Source organism: Runella sp. R5_40, from assembly GCF_057652295.1.
In genome coordinates this window covers 86,598-104,351 of the sequence record NZ_JBYFCH010000018.1, presented here as the reverse complement: position 1 = coordinate 104,351, position 17,754 = coordinate 86,598, and the positions used below count along the sequence as shown (strand labels likewise).

Annotated in this window: 12 protein-coding genes; 8 read left to right on the top strand and 4 right to left on the bottom strand. The window is 47.5% G+C overall.

Annotated elements, in window-relative coordinates; genetic code table 11:
- The first annotated feature begins 4 nt into the window (after positions 1–4).
- On the top strand, positions 5–1,678 hold the full coding sequence (locus AC23N5_RS23635) for a SusD/RagB family nutrient-binding outer membrane lipoprotein (protein WP_183971131.1): 1,674 nt from the start codon (positions 5–7) through the stop codon (positions 1,676–1,678).
- 125 nt (positions 1,679–1,803) lie between these two features.
- Positions 1,804–4,221 (top strand): hypothetical protein, encoded by a 2,418-nt coding sequence (locus AC23N5_RS23630; protein WP_487757509.1) that lies wholly within the window; start codon positions 1,804–1,806, stop codon positions 4,219–4,221.
- 59 nt (positions 4,222–4,280) lie between these two features.
- Here AC23N5_RS23630 and AC23N5_RS23625 read toward each other — a convergent pair whose 3' ends face one another.
- Both AC23N5_RS23625 and AC23N5_RS23620 read right to left on the bottom strand, forming a co-directional pair.
- Positions 4,281–4,664: a nuclear transport factor 2 family protein gene (locus AC23N5_RS23625; RefSeq protein WP_183971133.1), complete on the bottom strand. Its 384-nt coding sequence runs from the start codon at positions 4,662–4,664 to the stop codon at positions 4,281–4,283.
- Between the two features lie 8 nt (positions 4,665–4,672).
- On the bottom strand, positions 4,673–5,557 hold the full coding sequence (locus AC23N5_RS23620; RefSeq protein ID WP_487757508.1) for a glycoside hydrolase family 16 protein: 885 nt from the start codon (positions 5,555–5,557) through the stop codon (positions 4,673–4,675).
- 93 nt (positions 5,558–5,650) lie between these two features.
- Between AC23N5_RS23620 and AC23N5_RS23615 the strand changes: the two genes are divergently transcribed.
- The 3 genes from AC23N5_RS23615 to AC23N5_RS23605 all read left to right on the top strand — a co-directional run bounded on the left by AC23N5_RS23615 (position 5,651) and on the right by AC23N5_RS23605 (position 11,770).
- Positions 5,651–7,141 (top strand): M48 family metalloprotease, encoded by a 1,491-nt coding sequence (locus AC23N5_RS23615; protein ID WP_487757507.1) that lies wholly within the window; start codon positions 5,651–5,653, stop codon positions 7,139–7,141.
- A 131-nt stretch (positions 7,142–7,272) separates the two neighbouring features.
- Positions 7,273–10,302 (top strand): amidohydrolase family protein, encoded by a 3,030-nt coding sequence (locus AC23N5_RS23610; protein WP_487757506.1) that lies wholly within the window; start codon positions 7,273–7,275, stop codon positions 10,300–10,302.
- Positions 10,303–10,405: 103 nt separating this feature from the next.
- A complete protein-coding gene (locus tag AC23N5_RS23605; protein ID WP_487757505.1) occupies positions 10,406–11,770 on the top strand; it encodes an amidohydrolase family protein in 1,365 nt (454 codons plus the stop codon).
- Between the two features lie 70 nt (positions 11,771–11,840).
- On the opposite strand, the gene AC23N5_RS23600 is transcribed toward AC23N5_RS23605, so the two are convergent.
- Positions 11,841–13,271 (bottom strand): circularly permuted type 2 ATP-grasp protein, encoded by a 1,431-nt coding sequence (locus tag AC23N5_RS23600; RefSeq protein WP_183971138.1) that lies wholly within the window; start codon positions 13,269–13,271, stop codon positions 11,841–11,843.
- 240 nt (positions 13,272–13,511) lie between these two features.
- On the opposite strand from AC23N5_RS23600, the gene AC23N5_RS23595 reads away from it, so the two are divergent.
- Positions 13,512–15,053 carry a DUF5723 family protein gene (locus AC23N5_RS23595; protein WP_487757504.1) on the top strand — a complete coding sequence of 514 codons (1,542 nt, stop codon included), beginning with the start codon at positions 13,512–13,514 and terminating at the stop codon, positions 15,051–15,053.
- A 9-nt stretch (positions 15,054–15,062) separates the two neighbouring features.
- Positions 15,063–15,818 (top strand): enoyl-CoA hydratase/isomerase family protein, encoded by a 756-nt coding sequence (locus tag AC23N5_RS23590; protein ID WP_487757503.1) that lies wholly within the window; start codon positions 15,063–15,065, stop codon positions 15,816–15,818.
- Here the strand turns inward: AC23N5_RS23590 and AC23N5_RS23585 are convergent.
- Positions 15,815–17,077 (bottom strand): replication-associated recombination protein A, encoded by a 1,263-nt coding sequence (locus tag AC23N5_RS23585; RefSeq protein WP_122928978.1) that lies wholly within the window; start codon positions 17,075–17,077, stop codon positions 15,815–15,817. The two genes, AC23N5_RS23590 and AC23N5_RS23585, sit on opposite strands and share 4 nt — an antisense overlap.
- Positions 17,078–17,199: 122 nt before the next feature.
- On the opposite strand from AC23N5_RS23585, the gene AC23N5_RS23580 reads away from it, so the two are divergent.
- On the top strand, positions 17,200–17,718 hold the full coding sequence (locus AC23N5_RS23580) for a GNAT family N-acetyltransferase (protein ID WP_183971142.1): 519 nt from the start codon (positions 17,200–17,202) through the stop codon (positions 17,716–17,718).
- The last annotated feature ends 36 nt before the right edge of the window (positions 17,719–17,754 follow it).

The following is a 17,754-nucleotide window of genomic DNA, read 5'->3' as shown; positions in this document are numbered from 1 at the left end:
AGCGATGAAATTCACAAACATAAAAAAAGGGATTGCCGCTTTAACCGTAGGTGGTTTGCTGTTTTCGTGCCAAGATTTGACCGAAATCGACAAAAATCCCAACAGTCCAGAAGATGTTTCTTCCAACTACATTATGACCTATGTGCTGTCTAATACGGGCAAAACTTTCTTTAGCTTAGGCAGAGACGGGTCTAAAATTGGGGCAGCGATGCAATACATGCAGGCAGGAACCAACGAAGGAGCGGCGGTAATCAACCAATACGCTTGGACGCAAGAGTCGTGGAACGGTTATTATGAGATTTTGCGTAATAATCAGTTGATTTACGACAAAGGCATCAAAGAAAATAACCGCTTTTTTCAGGCCATTGCCCTTACGATGCGGTCGGCTGTGTTTGGCTTATTAACCGATTTGTACGGCGATATACCTTACACGGAGTCGCTCAAGGCATCTTCTGGTCTATTTTTTCCAAAATACGATGAGCAGGCCGTCGTGTATAAAGGCATTATGACCGATTTGAAACAAGCCGTGACCTTACTCAACAGCCTCGAAAGCAAAGATGCCGTCAACCCGACGTCCGATATTTTGTACAAAGGAGACGGAAAAAAATGGCGGAAATTGGCCAATTCGCTCCGTTTGCGTTACGCCTTGCGCTTGTCCGACAAACGTTCGGAAATGAGTGCCTTGGGCGTAAATATTCAAACAGAATTTACGGAAGCGTCTGCCGATGCTTTTACGAGCAATAGCGATGATGCCTCGATGGCGTTTGTCGGTGCAAGTGCCGATAATTCAGCCCCAGGTGGGCCGCTCAATTCGCCCAATCCCAACTTTTTGCTAAAGCCTGGACAGCCATTTGTTAATAAGTTAATCGCCCTAAATGATCCGCGTCTTCAACGTTGGATACAACCTGTGCAGCGAAAATGGGATACCAAAGTCACCAAAGAAACAACCGTAACGGTCAAAAATAGCTACGGTGAAAGCTATTCGGTGGTGTATGTGCCCACAACGGCTACCAATGTGGATACGTCCTTGTATGTAGGTTTGCCAGTGGGGTTGGCCATTACGCAAGCTGTCGCTTACAACAAAGGCAATGACGCGACGGCTTACAACAACGAACGCAATCCCTACATTTCTTTCTTGCACGAACGCTACCGTAAAAACACGGATACGTATGTTCCAATGAACATCATAACGTACAGCGAGGTGGAGTTTATTCTGGCCGAAGCAGCTTTGGCGGGAAGTTTTGGGGCGACCGATGCCGAAGGCCACTATAAAAAAGCCATTCGGGCTTCCATGGACAAAGCAGGGGTATTTACGGCGAGTTATGACTATGAAAAATACTACGCACAGCCGTTGGTTAGTTATGCGTCGGCTTCCAACAAGCTGGAGCGAATTATGGAGCAAAAATGGCTTTCCTCTTGGTTTGGTATTGAGTCGTGGTTTGACTGGAGACGAACGGGCTTTCCTGCGTTGAAGGCGGGCGATGTAGCGCAGTTTGGCAAAGCTTTGCCGATTCGATACATGTATCCGTCTCCCAACCAAGACCCGTCTTATTTGACAAATTACAACTCCGCCGTTGAGCGCTTAGGAAGCACCAACTATATCCCATCAGGACAAAGCAAAGACCACCCATACGCCAAAATGTGGCTCATTCAAGGAACAAGCAAACCTTGGAATTAGGTAGTTTTTGGCACTATTTGACTTTGAAAAATTAGAGTTTCTCTACTTAAAGCCTTCCCGAAAGTTCATACTTTCGGGAAGATTCTTTTTGTACTTGGAAAATCTGATTCTGAAATAACGCACCAATGAAATCTATTTTAACCGCACTCCTCTTTATTGTTGTTTTTCACGTCGGCCATGCCCAATCGTGGATAGACCTGACCCAAGCCAGTATTCATCATCGTTCTGCTGATGCGGCTGATTTCAAAGAAATTGTCAACGTTTTGCAGGAAGAAATCGCAAAGCGTTCGGGAATTACACCCAGTGTTTCTCCCAATTTGTCAGAAACGACCAATGCCAGCATTTATTTGGTACTGGATAAAAACCTCACGGAATTACCCTCGACGCTACGAACCGACCTGCTTCGATTGGCGGAACCTACCCAAGAAGGCTTTCGGATGGTGGCCTTGGCGGATAAAAAAGCAATTGTGATTGCGGGAAAAGACGTACGAGGCGTCTTGTACGGCGTGGGGCGTTTGCTCCGCAAGGCCGAAATCACCCAAGGACACATTCGTTTTCCTGCCGAGTTGCGACTTTCTACCAGTCCCAAATACCTCGTTCGAGGACATCAATTGGGCTATCGTCCCAAAACCAACTCGTACGATGCCTTCACCGTGGCGCAGTATGACCAGTACATTCGCGAATTGGCACTTTTTGGGGCTAATAGCATCGAAATCCTCCCACCAGGCACCGACGACGAGCCAACCAGCCGCCACATGAAATTGGCGACGTTGGACATGGTCAAAGAACAAGCGCGGATTTGCCAACGCTACGGGCTGGACGTTTGGATGTGGTATCCCAACATTGGGAAAGATTTTACCACGCCTGAAAAAGTAAAAAATGAGTTGGCCGCCCGTGAAATAGTCTTTAAAGCTGTTTCAAAAATAGACGCTGTTTTTGTGCCAGGCGGCGACCCAGGCGAACTCGAACCCGACGAGCTTTTTGAGTGGATGGATAAAATGGCGTTGCTGTTGAACAAATACCATCCCAAAGCAAAAATTTGGATTTCGCCCCAGTCGTTTAAACCCACCAAAGCGTGGTTTGAGGCTTTTTTTCGGCATGTCAACAAAGGCTATCCTTGGTTGGGTGGCATTGTCTATGGGCCTTGGGTAAAAGTGCCGATTGACCAAATTCGTAAAATTGTCAAGCCGTCGATTCCGATTCGGAACTATCCAGACATTACGCACTCCATCGCCGCGCAATACCCCGAACCTGACTGGGATCCTGCTTGGGCGGTTACGCTTGGCCGTGAAGCGGTGAATCCTCGCCCCAAAGACCAGAAGTTTTTCCACAACATCGTCGCTCCGTACTGCATTGGAAGCATCAGTTATTCCGAAGGAACCAACGACGATGTGAACAAATTTATCTGGAGCGACCAAGATTGGGACCCCAAAACGGACGTCAGAGAGACCTTAAAAGACTATAGCCGTTTGTTTTTTGGGGCAGACTTAGCCATGGACGGGGCGTTGGGCATATCAGAATTAGAAACCAACATCAAAGGGCCTGTATTGGCCGCCAATCAAATCGAACGAACGCTACTGAGGTGGCAAAAAATGGAGCAGTCGGCCTCAAAAACGCTTCTGTCCAATCCCCGTTTTCAGATGGGATTGATTCGGGCGTATTTTGATGCCTACGTTCGGGAAAGAAGCATTTACGAAACCCAGCTGGAGCACCAAGCCTACGAAATTCTGAAGTCGGGAGAAGGCAATGTCCAAGCCAAAGCCCAAAAAGCCATAAACGTGTTGAGCAAAGCGTGGAATGAGCCCGTTGGTGTTTTGTTACGAGAACGGTGCTTGGCTTTGGCCGATTCGTTGCATCGGAGCATTGGGGCGCAGCTGACGGTGACCAAACACGGCGCTATGCCAGGTCGGGGCAATTTTATTGATAACCTCGATTATCCGCTCAACGATGCACCGTGGCTACTGCGCGAGCTGAAAAAAGTGGAAAAAATGGACAACACGCAGGGGCAACAGGCATTGGCGCGTTTGCTCAGTCGCACCTACCCAGGCAAAGGTGGTATCTACGACCATTTTATGAACCCAACGAGCCGTGCGCGGGTAGTGCCTACCAAATACAACTGGAACAACGACCCCGAAAGCCTCCAATCGTCGCGGATAGGTTATGGCATGAACTTACCCAAAGAGTACTTTGATAGCTTCCCAAGAATGAGCACCCCTGTACCAGCCGTGCCGAGGGCATGGACGAGCCAAATCGAAGTGTTGTACGATAATGTTCTGAAAATCAAGTACGACCAATTGGAAAAGGGAGTGAAGTACAAAGTAAAAGTGGTGTACAGCGGTAGGTTTAAGTCGAATGTACGCATGATGACTTCCGACGGTAGCCTCATCCACGATTATATCAAGCTGGGCGAACAACCCGAATACGAGTTTGAAGTACCTGCCCAGGCCATTAAAAACGGCGAAGTGGTGTTTCAGTGGAACTGCAAAGAGGCCGAACGGGGCTTACAAGTAGCTGAAGTTTCGCTGATTCGTACGGAATTATAAGGTGCGTCAGAGACGCAAAACCATGCTGCCCCCAAATCACCGTTTGGGGGCAATGTTTCTTACCGTAAAAACCAAACTTTGCGTATCAAGCCCTTCTCCACCAAATAAATGGCCGTGGCCGAAAACTCTTGCCCCCGTCCCGTAATGTATTCTTTGTCAATGACGTAGTTGCCCTGAATGATTCGCCCATGCAAGGCAGCGAAGTTTTGGGGGAACTTTTTGAAAAGACTCCCGTAATCATTTTCTAGGTCTTTTTTGGTCAAAACGCGCGGTTTAGCGTTTGGAAAACTGTAAATCTCAACGGTATCGCTGTAGGTTTCCACAAACGCTTTGAGGTCTTGGCGGTTGTAAGCGTCCAATTGCTGCTGGACGATTTTTTCGGGATTTTGGGCAAATGCTTTCCACGAAAGGAGGAAAAACACGGGCAAGAAGAGTGATTTCATAGCAACGTTTATTTCTGATACACGCGTACGTAGTCGATGATGTATTTAGATGGAAATTTACTTGACGAAGGGTCGCCCCCATTATCGCCGCCAATGGCGAGGTTAAGCAACAAATAGTGAGGCTGCATAAAGGGGTTTTTCTGCGTGCCGTCTTGGTTAATCGTATATTGAAGCTCCACAAAATTCAGCAATTCGCCATCCACGTAAAGCCGAATGGCTTTTTCGTCCCAATCCATGCGCCATACGTGAAATTTCTTACGCCAACGTGGGTCTTGGAAGGTTTCAATCGGTTTCTTTAGGTCGCGCCAAATCGCTTTGAAACGGGTTTCACTTCCCCACGCGACGTTGGCTAGTAACATGCCTCGGTAAAACTCCATGATGTCGATTTCGCCGTTGCGTGGCCATTCGCCTTCCACGCCTAGCGTCCAAAACGCAGGCCAAATTCCCGCTTGCGTATCTATCTTTGCCCGCATTTCGAAGCGGCCATATTGCCAACTGTGCAACCCTTGGGTTTTTAAACTAGCGGCAGTATAGTCGATGTTGGCACGCTGTTTGCGCCAATCTTGGCTTTGAGTGCTGTACGTTGGGTTGGGTTTTTGTTCGCGTCGGCCTTCAATGATAAGCTTTCCTTTTTTGACGTACGCATTGTCGGGCTGATACCATTGCAACTCGTGGTTGCGCACAAATCCTTTTTCAAAAGCCCAGTTTTGTGGGTTGGGCGCACCGTCGTTGGAAAACTCGTCAGACCATACCAATGCGTAGCCTGTATATTGGGGAATTTTTTGCCCAAAAATAGAATGCGGAATCCCCACAACTCCCAATAATAACCCTAAAAAGGATAAAAATGTCGATTGGTATTTTTTTGGTAAGTCTTTGGTAGGTTTGAATTCCATTTGGATGCGGATTTTATAGTGACTTAATGGTTACTTTTTTGGAAATTTGTGTCAATTATATAGTTTGTATATTTTAACTTATTCCTGTTATCTATGAGAAAGACCTCGCATTTGTGGTTATACTTTGCAACTGCGGTGGCTTTGGGCTTACAAAGTTGTTCCCGAAACCCCGTTACAGGTAAAAAAGAAATCATCTTTATGTCCCAAGACCAAGAAATTGCGCTTGGGGCACAGTCGCACCCTTCGATAGTGGCTACAATGGGTCTGTATGAAGATGCGAAGCTACAAAACTTCATCAATGAAAAAGGGAAGTCGATGGCAGCTATTTCGCACCGCCCTGATTTGCCTTACCAGTTTCACATCGTTGACTCGCCAGTGGTAAATGCCTTTGCTGTTCCAGGCGGGTATGTCTATTTTACCAGAGGTATCATGGCGCATTTCAATAATGAAGCCGAATTTATGGGTGTCTTGGGGCACGAGATTGGTCACATTACGGCTCGTCACTCAGCTCGTCAACAAACATCGCAGGTACTTGGTACCGTCGGCTTAATGGCAGGAATGGTGTTGTCAGATAAAGTACGTCAGATGGGCGACCAAGCCATGCAAGGGTTACAAATGGTGTTGTTGAGCTACAGCCGTGCGCACGAGTCCGAGTCTGACAAAATTGGGGTGGGTTATTCGAGCAAAGTAGGCTACGATGCCCGCGAAATGGCGCAGTTTTTCGGAACCATCAAGCGTATTTCTGATAAAAGCGGCCAAGCGATTCCTACCTTTATGTCAACGCACCCCGATCCAGGTGATCGCTTTACGAATGTGCGCCAAATGGCCGAAGAATATCAGAAATCAAACCCAGGGCAGTATTTGGTGGAAAGAGAGCGCTACTTGCGTATGATTGACGGAATTGTTTTTGGAGACGATCCAAAACAGGGCTTTGTAGAAAATTGGAATTTTTATCATCCAGAATTAAAATTCCAATTCCCCGTTCCGCGTGATTGGCAATACGAAAACTCACCTGTGCAGTTCCAAATGGCGGCCAAAGATGGCAAGTCGATGATGATGCTGACCGTTGCTGAAGGTAAGACCTTGGACGAGGCGGCCCAAAACGTGGTCAAAAACTATAATTTCAAGGTGTTGGAAAACAAAAAAACAACCATCAATGGAATTCCTACAGTGGTGATGGTTTCACAAATCCAGCAGCAACAACAGCAGCAGCAAGGAGGACAAACGGCGCCGCAACAAGCCCAAGACCCGAACACGGTTGTGCAGGTGGCAACTTACTTGTACGAGTATAACGGCATGATTTTGGCGATGCACGGCATGAGTTATGCACCTACGTTTGCGACTAATTTTCCTACGTTCCGTAATGTTGGGGAGAATTTCCGTAACCTCAACGACCCCGATAAACTTAACCGTAAACCTGACCGCATTCGTATCAAAACGGTAGCGCGCACGGCTTCATTCAAAGACGTAATGAAAAGCTTTGGAATGCCCGATAATAAGTTGGAAGACTTGGGAATTTTGAACCAACTACAAGCCAATGACCAAGTGCAGCAGGGTACATTGGTCAAGATAATTACAAAATAAAACTCGTAAAAACCCCTCTTGGTCGCAAAATCGCCTGAGGACGAGTAAATAAGCCCAAGTGGGGTTTGGGCTTTCGCAACGAACGGAGTAGATTTGGGTTAGAATACTCACATTTACTCCGTTTTTTTTGCATGAAAAAAATCATTACACTTCTCATCACACTAGCGGTAACTTCGGCCGTAAGGGCGCAAACGCCCACTTTCCCCCGCAACGGGGTCTATGACGAGCGGCCAGAAATGTACGCTTTTACCAACGCGACCATTTATGTCGATGCCCGCACGGTTGTAGAAAATGCGACCTTGCTCATTAAAAATGGGATTGTCGTGGCAGCTGCCAAAGACGTTCAAATTCCTTCGGGGACGGTGGTTACTGACCTAAAAGGCCGTCGGATTTATCCTGCGCTTATCGACATGGAGTCGGATTACGGAATGCCCGAAATCGCGCGTGGACAGCGCGGTGGTCGTGGATTTTCTCCGCAAATTGAGTCCAATAAAAAAGGGGCGTATGGCTGGAACCAAGCCGTCAACGCCGATGCCGAAGCGGGTAAGATTTTTACCCTTAATACCACCAAAGCCGACGAACTTCGTAAGTTGGGTTTTGGCGCGGTACTGACCCACCACCACGACGGGATTGTTCGCGGAACGGGGGCGTTGGTGAGTTTGTCCTCAGAAAGTGAGAACTCTACGGTACTTCGCCATCCTGCATCTTTTCACTTGTCGTTTAGTAAAGGGACTTCTACCCAGCAGTATCCCAACTCGCCCATGGGCTCGATGGCCCTTCTCCGCCAGACTTATTACGATGCGGAGTGGTACAAAAACAGCGGCAAAAACGTTGAGTTTAACCTCTCATTGGAGGCATTTAACAAACATACATCATTGCCAACGATATTTGAAGCGACGGACAAATGGAGTCTGTTGCGGGCGGATAAACTCGGCGATGAATTTAAAACGCAATACATCTTTAGAGGCTCAGGCGATGAATACCAGCGCGTTGATGAAATCAAAGCCGCAGGTGGCTCCATTATTGTTCCGATTAACTACCCATCGGCTTTTGATGTAGAAGACGCATGGGATGCCGACAACGTAAGCCTTGCCGAAATGAAGCACTGGGAAATGGCTCCTGCCAACGCCGCTACCCTCGAAAAAGCAGGTGTGAACTTTGTGCTGACGTCGGCATTGTTAAAAACCAAAACCGAATTTTGGCCAAACCTCCGCAAAGCCATCGAACACGGCTTGAGCGAAACCAAAGCCCTCGAAGCTCTCACAACGATTCCTGCCCAATTGCTCCAATGCAGCGACAAAATCGGAAGCCTCAAAACAGGTACGTGGGCGAACTTTATCATTACGTCGGGCAGTATTTTTAGCGCGGATAATATTCTGTACGAAAACTGGATTCGCGGCAAAAAATACGTTATTAATTCACTGAGCCAAACGGATATTCGTGGTACATATCAACTGAACCTGAACGACGAAAAAGGCAAGCTCGTCATTACTGGCAAGCCCGATAAGCCCGACTACCAAGTAGTGTTGCGCGATACAGTAAAGATTACGCCCAAAGTGACGTTCCTCAACGACGTCATTTCTATTAACTTCCAGCCCGACCGCCGTACGCCGAATGCAACCACTCGTTTGACGGGTTATTTGGAAGGAACCACGTTGAAAGGAAGTGGTGAAAATGCCAAAGGAGAAGCTATTAAATGGGCCGCTACGTTCCAAGAAGCTTTCAAAGCGCCTGAAACACGCCGCGATTCTACCCAACGCCCAGTACCGAATGTCGGCAAACCGCTTTACCCATTTGTTGGGTTTGGAAACACCGAAAAACCAAAGTCTGAAACAATTTTGGTGAAAAACGCGACGGTTTGGACCAGTGAAGAGGCAGGCGTGTTGACAAATACCGACGTGTTGGTCGAAAATGGAAAAATTACCAAAGTGGGTAAAAACCTTTCGGCAGCTACAGCCCGCGTGATTGACGGAACAGGCAAGCACCTTACACCAGGTATCATCGACGAACACTCGCACATTGCCCTCGCGTCGGTCAACGAAGGTGGACAATCAAGTTCGGCAGAAGTGCGCATGAGCGATGTCGTTAACCCTGATGATATTAACATTTACCGTCAGTTGGCGGGAGGCGTAACGATGTCACAGTTGTTGCACGGTTCGGCCAATTCCATCGGTGGGCAGTCGGCCGTTGTCAAACTCAAATGGGGAAGCAACGTCAACGAAATGCTTGTTCCTGAAGCGCAATACATCAAGTTTGCGTTGGGTGAAAACGTAAAACAATCCAATAGCCCCAATGCGACCATTCGTTATCCTCAAACCCGTATGGGGGTAGAACAAGTCTTTTACGACCATTTTATTCGTGCGCGTGAGTATGACCGCTCATGGGATGCGTACAATTCGATGAAAAACAAAATTGGCGTTCCAGCCCCACGTCGTGATATTGAATTGGAAACATTGGCCGAAATCTTGAACGGCAAGCGCTTCATTACGTGCCACTCGTACGTACAGTCAGAAATCAACATGTTGATTAAAGTAGCCGATTCGTTAGGATTCAAAATCAACACATTTACACACATTTTGGAAGGATACAAAGTGGCCGACAAAATGAAAAAACACGGTGTCGCTGGTTCGTCGTTTGCCGACTGGTGGGCGTACAAAATGGAGGTAAAAGACGCGATTCCGTACAATGCCGCGATTTTGGCGAAAGTAGGCGTATTGACCAGTATCAACTCTGACGACGCCGAAATGGCGCGCCGCCTCAACCAAGAAGCGGCCAAAGCCGTTGAATACGGTGGCATTGCCGAAACGGAAGCCCTCAAAATGGTGACAATTAACCCCGCTAAAATCTTACGCCTCGACAAGCGCACAGGAAGTATCAAAGTAGGAAAAGACGCTGATTTGGTGTTGTGGAACAATCACCCGCTTTCGATTTACGCTCGTCCCGACTACACAATTGTAGAAGGTGCGATTTGTTATTCGACTGATGGCGACGACAAGCGCCGTGGGGAAGTAGAACAAGAGCGTGCGCGTTTGATTCAGAAGATGATTTCTGCCAAAACAGGCGGTGCTACGGCCGTTCGTCCACCGTTCCGTCGTCAGCGCATGTGGCATTGCGAAGACGTTGAAGGCATTATGGCAGAAGGAGAAGAAGAAGGGAAATAGCCGATGGTCGATGGCGCTTGCCTCTGGGCAAGTGACGACTATTAAAAGGCTTCCAGCCGCTACATTGTGTTGGTTTTTACGAATGAATTAAAAAGATATTTCCATGATTGTTTCCATAAATAAAATAAAAACAACGACCTTCAGGCGCTTGGCTGAGGTGGTTTTGGGGGCTTCTGCTCCTGTACTTTTTAGCCTTATTTCACTTTCATCAAACGCTCAGAATCCAGCTCCTGCCAAGCCCCAAGCCAAACCGATGGCACTAGTGGGCGGCACGGTTCACGTGGGCAATGGGACGGTGATTGAAAAGGGTGTGGTGGTGTTTGACAAAGGGGTATTGACCGCCGTTGGCGATGCAAGTACTACGTTTGACAAATCAAAAACCGAAGTGGTGGACGTGACGGGCAAACACCTGTACCCAGGTCTCATTGCGATGGGAGCCACCACAGGTTTGGTCGAAATTTCGTCAGTACGTGCTACCGTCGATAACCAAGAAGTGGGAAGCATTACCCCGAATGTGCGGGCATTGATTGCGTACAATACCGACTCAGAAGTGATTCCTACGTTGCGTAACAATGGATTGCTACTAACCCAAGCGACGCCCCAAGGTGGTACGCTTTCAGGTTCTTCGTCGGTGATGGAATTAGACGGCTGGAACTGGGAAGATGCCGTGCTCAAAAAAGACGATGGACTTTGGCTAACGTGGCCTGCGTTCTTTGCCCGTGAGTTTAATTTCGATGATTTTTCGGTAAATCTTCAACGCAATACGCGTCGCCAAGAAGTGATTAACTCGTTGGCGCAGCTATTTTCGGATGCACGTGCTTACAGCGAAATCAAAAACCCACCCATTACCAACCTTAAATTGGAGTCGTTGCGTGGTCTTTTTGACGGGCGCCAAAACCTCTACATCCGTGCCGATAATAGCAAAGACATTGTAGAGTCAGTGAAGTTTGCTAAGCAACATGGCGTGAAGAAAATCATCATCATTGGAGCCGAAGATGCCTTGCGCGTGGCGGAGTTTTTGAAAGAAAATAACGTAGCCGTTGTTTTGGGTGAAACGCACCGTTTGCCTACGCGCCAAGATGAGCCTGTGTACCAGCCGTACCGTTTGCCATCGTTGCTTCAAAAAGCGGGTGTAACAGTAGCTTTGAGTTATGGCGAAGCTTATTGGCGGACGCGTAACCTTCCGTTTACGGCGGGTACGGCGGCAGGATTTGGCGGAATTTCGTCGGAAGAAGCCTTAAAAATGATTACATCAACTCCTGCCAAATTGTTGGGAATTGACAACGTCGTAGGCACGATTGAAAAAGGAAAATTGGCCACGTTGGTGGTGTGCAAAGGAGATATTTTGGATATGCGCTCCAACGGCATTGACCATGCGTTCATTCGTGGCCGCAAAATCGACCTCGACGACCGCCACAAACGCCAATACCGCAAGTACACCGATAAATACGAAATAGGAGAAAAATAAAAGTGTCGAGTGTAGAATGCAGAGTGTCGAGTTTTTAGTATTCGACATTCTGCACTCTAAATTCGACATTCTAATAAGTGACCCACGTGTCTTTGCCACCTCCTCCTTGCGAAGAGTTGACGACGAGGGAGCCTTTACGCAAAGCAACGCGTGTTAGTCCACCTGGGATAACGTTGATGCCATCGCCGTACAAAATATAAGGGCGTAAGTCAACGTGGCGGCCTTCGGCGTGGTCGTCCAAGAAACAAGGCACGCGAGAAAGCGAAATCACGGGCTGAGCAATGTAATTACGCGGATTTTCTTTGATTTTTTGGCGGAAAATCTCGTGTTCTTCTTTCGTAGCTTTAGGCCCAATCAACATCCCGTAGCCACCCGCTTCGTTGGCTTCTTTAATAACAAGATTTTCTACGTTTTCGAGCACATATTTCAGGTCATCGTCTTCGCGACAGATGTAAGTGCGCACGTTAGGAATGATTGCCTCTTGGTCGAGGTAATACTTAATGATGCGTGGCACGTAGGCATAAATTACCTTGTCGTCGGCCACGCCCGTTCCAGGGGCATTGGCCAAGGCAACTCTCCCTTTTTTATAGACATCAAAAATGCCAGGAATGCCTAGCAACGAGTGCGGGTTAAACACTTGCGGGTCGAGGAAGGTGTCGTCGAGGCGGCGGTAAATGACATCCACGATTTCAAAACCACGCGTCGTGCGCATTTTAACGTAACCACCCGAAACCACTAAATCGCGGGCGTCAACGAGCTCAACCCCCATTTGTTGAGCCAAATACGAGTGCTCAAAATACGCAGAGTTATAAATTCCAGGCGTAAGGACCACAATGTTCGGATCGGGACGGTCGGCAATAAATTTCAACATCTCAAACAACCGCGCAGGGTAGTCGGACACAGGACGAACCCCCGTGCGAGCGAGCACTTCGGGGAAAATCTGCTTAGAAAGTTCGCGGTTTTCGAGCATGTACGAAACCCCCGACGGGCAGCGAAGGTTGTCTTCGAGTACCATAAACTGACCATCATCGCCACGGATAAGGTCGGTTCCTGTGATGTGGCACCAAATGCCTTTGGGTGGTTTTAAGCCTTTGCAGGCTTCCAGATAGCACTTAGACGTCTCGATTAAATCGCGGGGAACAACGCCATCTTTTAAAATCTTTTGATCGTTGTAAATATCGTCAATGAAAAGATTGAGCGCCGTAATGCGTTGGATAAGTCCCTTCTCCATGCGGTTCCACTCGTCGCCCGTTACCACCCTTGGAATAATGTCCAAAGGCATAATTCGCTCAGTTCCTTCACCTTCCGAATACACGTTAAAAGTAATTCCCATCGACATCAGTGCGCGCTCCGCAGTGTGCTGACGGTTAGCGAGTTCTGTATTGTTGAGTTGCTCTACACGTTGCTTAAATGCTTCGTACCCAGGGCGTACTTTGCCATCGGGGGTAAACATCTCATCATAGAACTTTTCGGTATCATAGTTTTTGAATGAAAATTGCATAATGGTGAAAAATCGTTGGTGAGTTATTTGTTTTGCCGAACAAGATATGGATAAAGTAGAGATTTTACCAAATTTTCTGTGGTAATTTGTTCTTTTGGTTAGTATTAATGGACAAGTTTCGGAAATTATTGGATTATGCCGTACTTTGTATAGTATTTTGCCGTTAAGTTTTTACTTTAAATAAGTACATTGTTACTTTAGAGCCCTTACTTTTACAACACCTACTTTACTACTGTTAAAATGTCGAATCGCTTTTGGATGATTGTTGTTGGATTGCTTGCTTGTGTTCAAGGTCGAGCACAACATTGGCTTGGAGTTTCGTCGAGCAATTATGCAGGAACCAACGCCCTTTTTCTCAATCCAGCGCACGCCGCCGATTCACGACATAAGTTATACATCAATTTAGTAGGGAATGATATTTTCCTTGCCAACAATTACATCCGTTGGGTAGCTCCGTATTCCATTTTCGGAATCATGACCAATACCGTTCCTAAAAAGTACCGAAGTGAACGAGGAGCGATTGTTTGGAAAGAAGAATATTACCAAGAACGCCTCAACGGCGAGCGTAAACACATGCACGCGGGAGGTGATTTGCGCGGGCCTTCACTGCTTTATTCTTTTAACAATAATCGGTTTGCGATTGGCCTCACTAGCCGTGGGAGATATGCCATGAGTCTAACAGATGTCACGGAAGAAACCGCGCGGGTGATTCGATTTGGGACAGATAACAAAGACCTTCAAAGCAAAGATTTTCGTAACCAACAGGCGCAATTAAATACCAATGGGTTTCTCGAAATGGGGATGACGCTGGGGGCGGTAGTGGCTGATTATGATGAACATTTTTTGAAAGTGGGTGCAACCGTAAAACGGTTGGTAGGAGTCTATAACGTTCATGCCGATCTACGAAATACCGACCATCGAATTGTGGTAGAGAGCTTAAATCGTGAAAGAGAGTTTATTGTCGTTCAAAACCTTGACGCAACTTATGGCTACACCACGGGAGCAGCTTTTGATAACATTGGCCTTAGTCCTAAATTCCTCTTTGGAAAGGCTTCGGCGGGTGGCAGCTGGGGCGCAGATTTGGGGGTAGTGTATGAATATCGCCCTGAGTTTAATGAATATACACGAAAAGTCCCCAAACGAGGAAAAGAACCCGACCCAAACAAGAACAAATATAAGTTTAGGGTTTCGGCAGCGATTACGGATATTGGGCGGCTTAATTACAAAAACCTGAATTATACAAGGGAAATAGACGTCCAAAAGGTAAGGGACGAGTTTTCTTATTCGGAATTTAACATGGCCAATACAACCCCCTTGGCGGTGGCGGCAGTCAATCGTTCTTTGTCGGTCAATCCAGACGATGCGCCTCGTGCTTTTAAGGTAGGGCTTCCACTGGCGGCCAATGTCAGTTTTGATTACCATCACAGTGGCCCTTGGTACGTGAACGCTATTTGGGTACAAGGGTTGAGGGGAAAAAACTACATGAACATTAGACCTCAGTCGGTCTTGGCCGTAACTCCAAGGTACGAAACGCGTTGGCTTGAAGTTTCTGCGCCCGTGAGTTTATATGATAACTACCGCGCTGTTGCGGTTGGCTTAGCCGCGCGGGTGGGGCCGCTTATCGTTGGTACAGACCATTTTACGGGGATTTTTGGCATTGGAAAACCACAGGGAGCCGATTTGTATTTTGGGCTCTATGCGCCTATCTTCCATCGAAAACCCAAAGAAGCCATCAGATGTTGGTTTCCACCCTACGAGAAACTTTTAAAGCGCAAACGTTAATCTAATAACATGGAAGCCTACGTTACCGCCGAGCATTCCGCCGAAGGAATTGCCACCATTACGTTTTTTCATCCTGCCCAAAACTCAATGCCCAGTGCACTTCTGCAACGTTTGGCCGCTACCATTTCGGAAGTGGGAGAAAACGAGCATACCAAAGTAATTGTGCTAAAAAGCGGAGGAGAACGTACCTTTTGTGCGGGAGCAAGTTTTGAAGAATTGGCCTCCATCGAAACCGAAGAACAAGGATTGGCTTTCTTTTCGGGTTTTGCCAAGGTCATTAATGCTTGTCGGCAAAGCTCAGCCATCGTACTTGGGCGCGTGCAGGGTAAGGCCGTAGGTGGAGGTGTAGGGCTTGCCGCTGCCACCGACTATTGTTTGGCAACCCAATACGCCGCCGTACGTTTGAGCGAATTGTTGATTGGCATTGGCCCATTTGTCGTAGGGCCTGCCATCGAACGAAAAATCGGTGTAGCCGCTTTTTCACAAATGACCCTCAATGCTCCTACCTTTTACTCCGCAGATTGGGCCAAAGAAAAAGGATTATATGCCGAAGTGTATGAATCCATAGAAGCGTTGGACGCTGCCCTGGCTACCTTCGCCCGTCAGCTGGCAAGTTATAACCCCGAAGCGCTTCGACAGCTTAAAAAAGTATTTTGGGAAGGAACTGAGCACTGGAGCACATTGCTCTACGAACGCGCAGCCATGAGCGGGCGCCTCGTGTTGTCGGAACAAACGCGCGCAGCCATTGCCAAATTTAAGGCTTAATAGCCGTACCAATCTCCCCACCATTTTTGCAGGCTTTTTCGGATTTCGTTTTCGCGGGCATTTTGACCAGGTTCGTACAATTTTGTACCCTTCAATTCGTCGGGTAAGAAATCCAAAGGCGTAAAATTACCCTCGTAATTGTGCGCGTATTTGTAGTTTTTGCCGTAGCCAATTTCTTTCATCAACTTGGTGGGTGCATTTCGCAGGTGCAACGGAACGGGCAAATGCGCCGTTTTTTCGGCCAATTCTAAGGCTTCGTTAATGGCCACATAACTGGCATTACTTTTGGGAGAAGTCGCCAAATACACCACCACTTGAGACAAAATAATGCGTGATTCGGGGAAACCAATCGCTTTTACGGCATCTACGCAGGCATTGGCCATAATCATGGCTGTGGGGTTGGCATTGCCGATGTCTTCCGAGGCCAAAATCAACATCCGTCGGGCAATAAACACAGGATCTTCACCCGCGTGAATCATGCGGGCCATCCAGTACAGCGCTGCGTTGGGGTCGCTTCCGCGCATCGACTTAATAAATGCCGAAATGATGTCGTAGTGCTGTTCGCCTGACTTGTCGTATCGGGCTAAATTTTGCTGCGCCACCTCCGTTACGGTATCGTCATTAATTACGATGGGGTTTTCGTGAAAATGCGCATTGACCACCAACTCCAACAAATTAAGCAACTTACGGCCGTCTCCCCCCGACAAGCGAAGCAAGGCGTCGTAGGAATCAAATTGAATGGTTTTTGTTTTTAAAATTTCGTCTTTTTCGGCAGCTTGGTGCAGCATTTTGATGAGCTCATCTTGACCTAGCCCTTCTAAAATATAGACCTGACAACGCGATAACAACGCAGAGTTGATTTCAAACGACGGGTTTTCGGTGGTAGCACCAATGAGCGTAATTTGGCCTTTTTCTACCGCCCCTAGTAAAGCGTCTTGCTGACTCTTGTTGTAGCGGTGAATTTCGTCAATAAACACAATAGGAGGAAACAATCCCGACGGCCTTGCCAACACTTCGCGCAGCTCTTTTACGCCCGAACTAATCGCACTAAGCGAATGAAAAACCCGTTTGGTGGTTTCGGCAATAAGGAGCGCCAAAGTTGTTTTACCGACCCCTGGAGGCCCCCACAAAATCATGGACGGAATAAGGTTGTTTTCTAGGGCTCGTTTAAGTGCGCCGTTGCGGCCTAAAAGTCGAGGTTGACCGATGAAATCCTCAAGGGTGCGCGGGCGCATACGTTCGGGTAGGGGTGCTGGCATGATTGCTGTTATTAGTGGGGCAAAAATACAAACCTTTGGGCCTTTTCGCGCAGTTTTCCTTTTTTACTATTCCCAAAATACTTTCTTGAGCGTATCTTTGGAACTATAACATTCTACATTTTATGGCGCATTTTCGTATTGCTACTACCAACGATATTGAGACAATCGCTCACCTTCACGCGGCGAGTTGGAAAACAACCTACCGAGGTATGTTGTCGGACGACTACCTCGACAATCATGTAACGGCCGACCGCATTAAGGTCTGGACCGAACGAATTGAACAACCCGCCGAAAACCAACGCATTATTTTATGTGTGGATGACCAAGAGAGAGCTATGGGGTTTGTGTGTGCTTATGGTAGCTCAACCGACCCTTTCGGTACATTTATTGATAACCTACACGCGGCGCCTGAGTTAAAAGGACGAGGAGTTGGAAGGAAGTTGATGCGGAAAGTCTATGAGTGGAGCCTCGAAGTCTATCATCAGCCGAAGCTGTATCTCAAAGTGTTGGAAGACAATCTTCCTGCACGAGGTTTTTACGAGAAAGTAGGAGGAACTAATCAGGCGACTCTCACTGAGGTAATGCCCGGAGGAAGCACCGTAAAGGCTTGTCGATTTGTGTGGGATACCTTTGAATTTTAACAGATAAAAAAAAGCCCGCAACTCAGTTGCGGGCGT

Bases quoted from the DNA above. Each gene is read 5' to 3' on its own strand.
- AC23N5_RS23635 (WP_183971131.1), top strand. From the start codon at position 5: ATGAAATTCACAAACATAAAAAAAGGGATTGCCGCTTTAACCGTAGGT.
- AC23N5_RS23630 (WP_487757509.1), top strand. From the start codon at position 1,804: ATGAAATCTATTTTAACCGCACTCCTCTTTATTGTTGTTTTTCACGTC.
- AC23N5_RS23625 (WP_183971133.1), bottom strand. From the start codon at position 4,664: ATGAAATCACTCTTCTTGCCCGTGTTTTTCCTCCTTTCGTGGAAAGCA.
- AC23N5_RS23620 (WP_487757508.1), bottom strand. From the start codon at position 5,557: ATGGAATTCAAACCTACCAAAGACTTACCAAAAAAATACCAATCGACA.
- AC23N5_RS23615 (WP_487757507.1), top strand. From the start codon at position 5,651: ATGAGAAAGACCTCGCATTTGTGGTTATACTTTGCAACTGCGGTGGCT.
- AC23N5_RS23610 (WP_487757506.1), top strand. From the start codon at position 7,273: ATGAAAAAAATCATTACACTTCTCATCACACTAGCGGTAACTTCGGCC.
- AC23N5_RS23605 (WP_487757505.1), top strand. From the start codon at position 10,406: ATGATTGTTTCCATAAATAAAATAAAAACAACGACCTTCAGGCGCTTG.
- AC23N5_RS23600 (WP_183971138.1), bottom strand. From the start codon at position 13,271: ATGCAATTTTCATTCAAAAACTATGATACCGAAAAGTTCTATGATGAG.
- AC23N5_RS23595 (WP_487757504.1), top strand. From the start codon at position 13,512: ATGTCGAATCGCTTTTGGATGATTGTTGTTGGATTGCTTGCTTGTGTT.
- AC23N5_RS23590 (WP_487757503.1), top strand. From the start codon at position 15,063: ATGGAAGCCTACGTTACCGCCGAGCATTCCGCCGAAGGAATTGCCACC.
- AC23N5_RS23585 (WP_122928978.1), bottom strand. From the start codon at position 17,077: ATGCCAGCACCCCTACCCGAACGTATGCGCCCGCGCACCCTTGAGGAT.
- AC23N5_RS23580 (WP_183971142.1), top strand. From the start codon at position 17,200: ATGGCGCATTTTCGTATTGCTACTACCAACGATATTGAGACAATCGCT.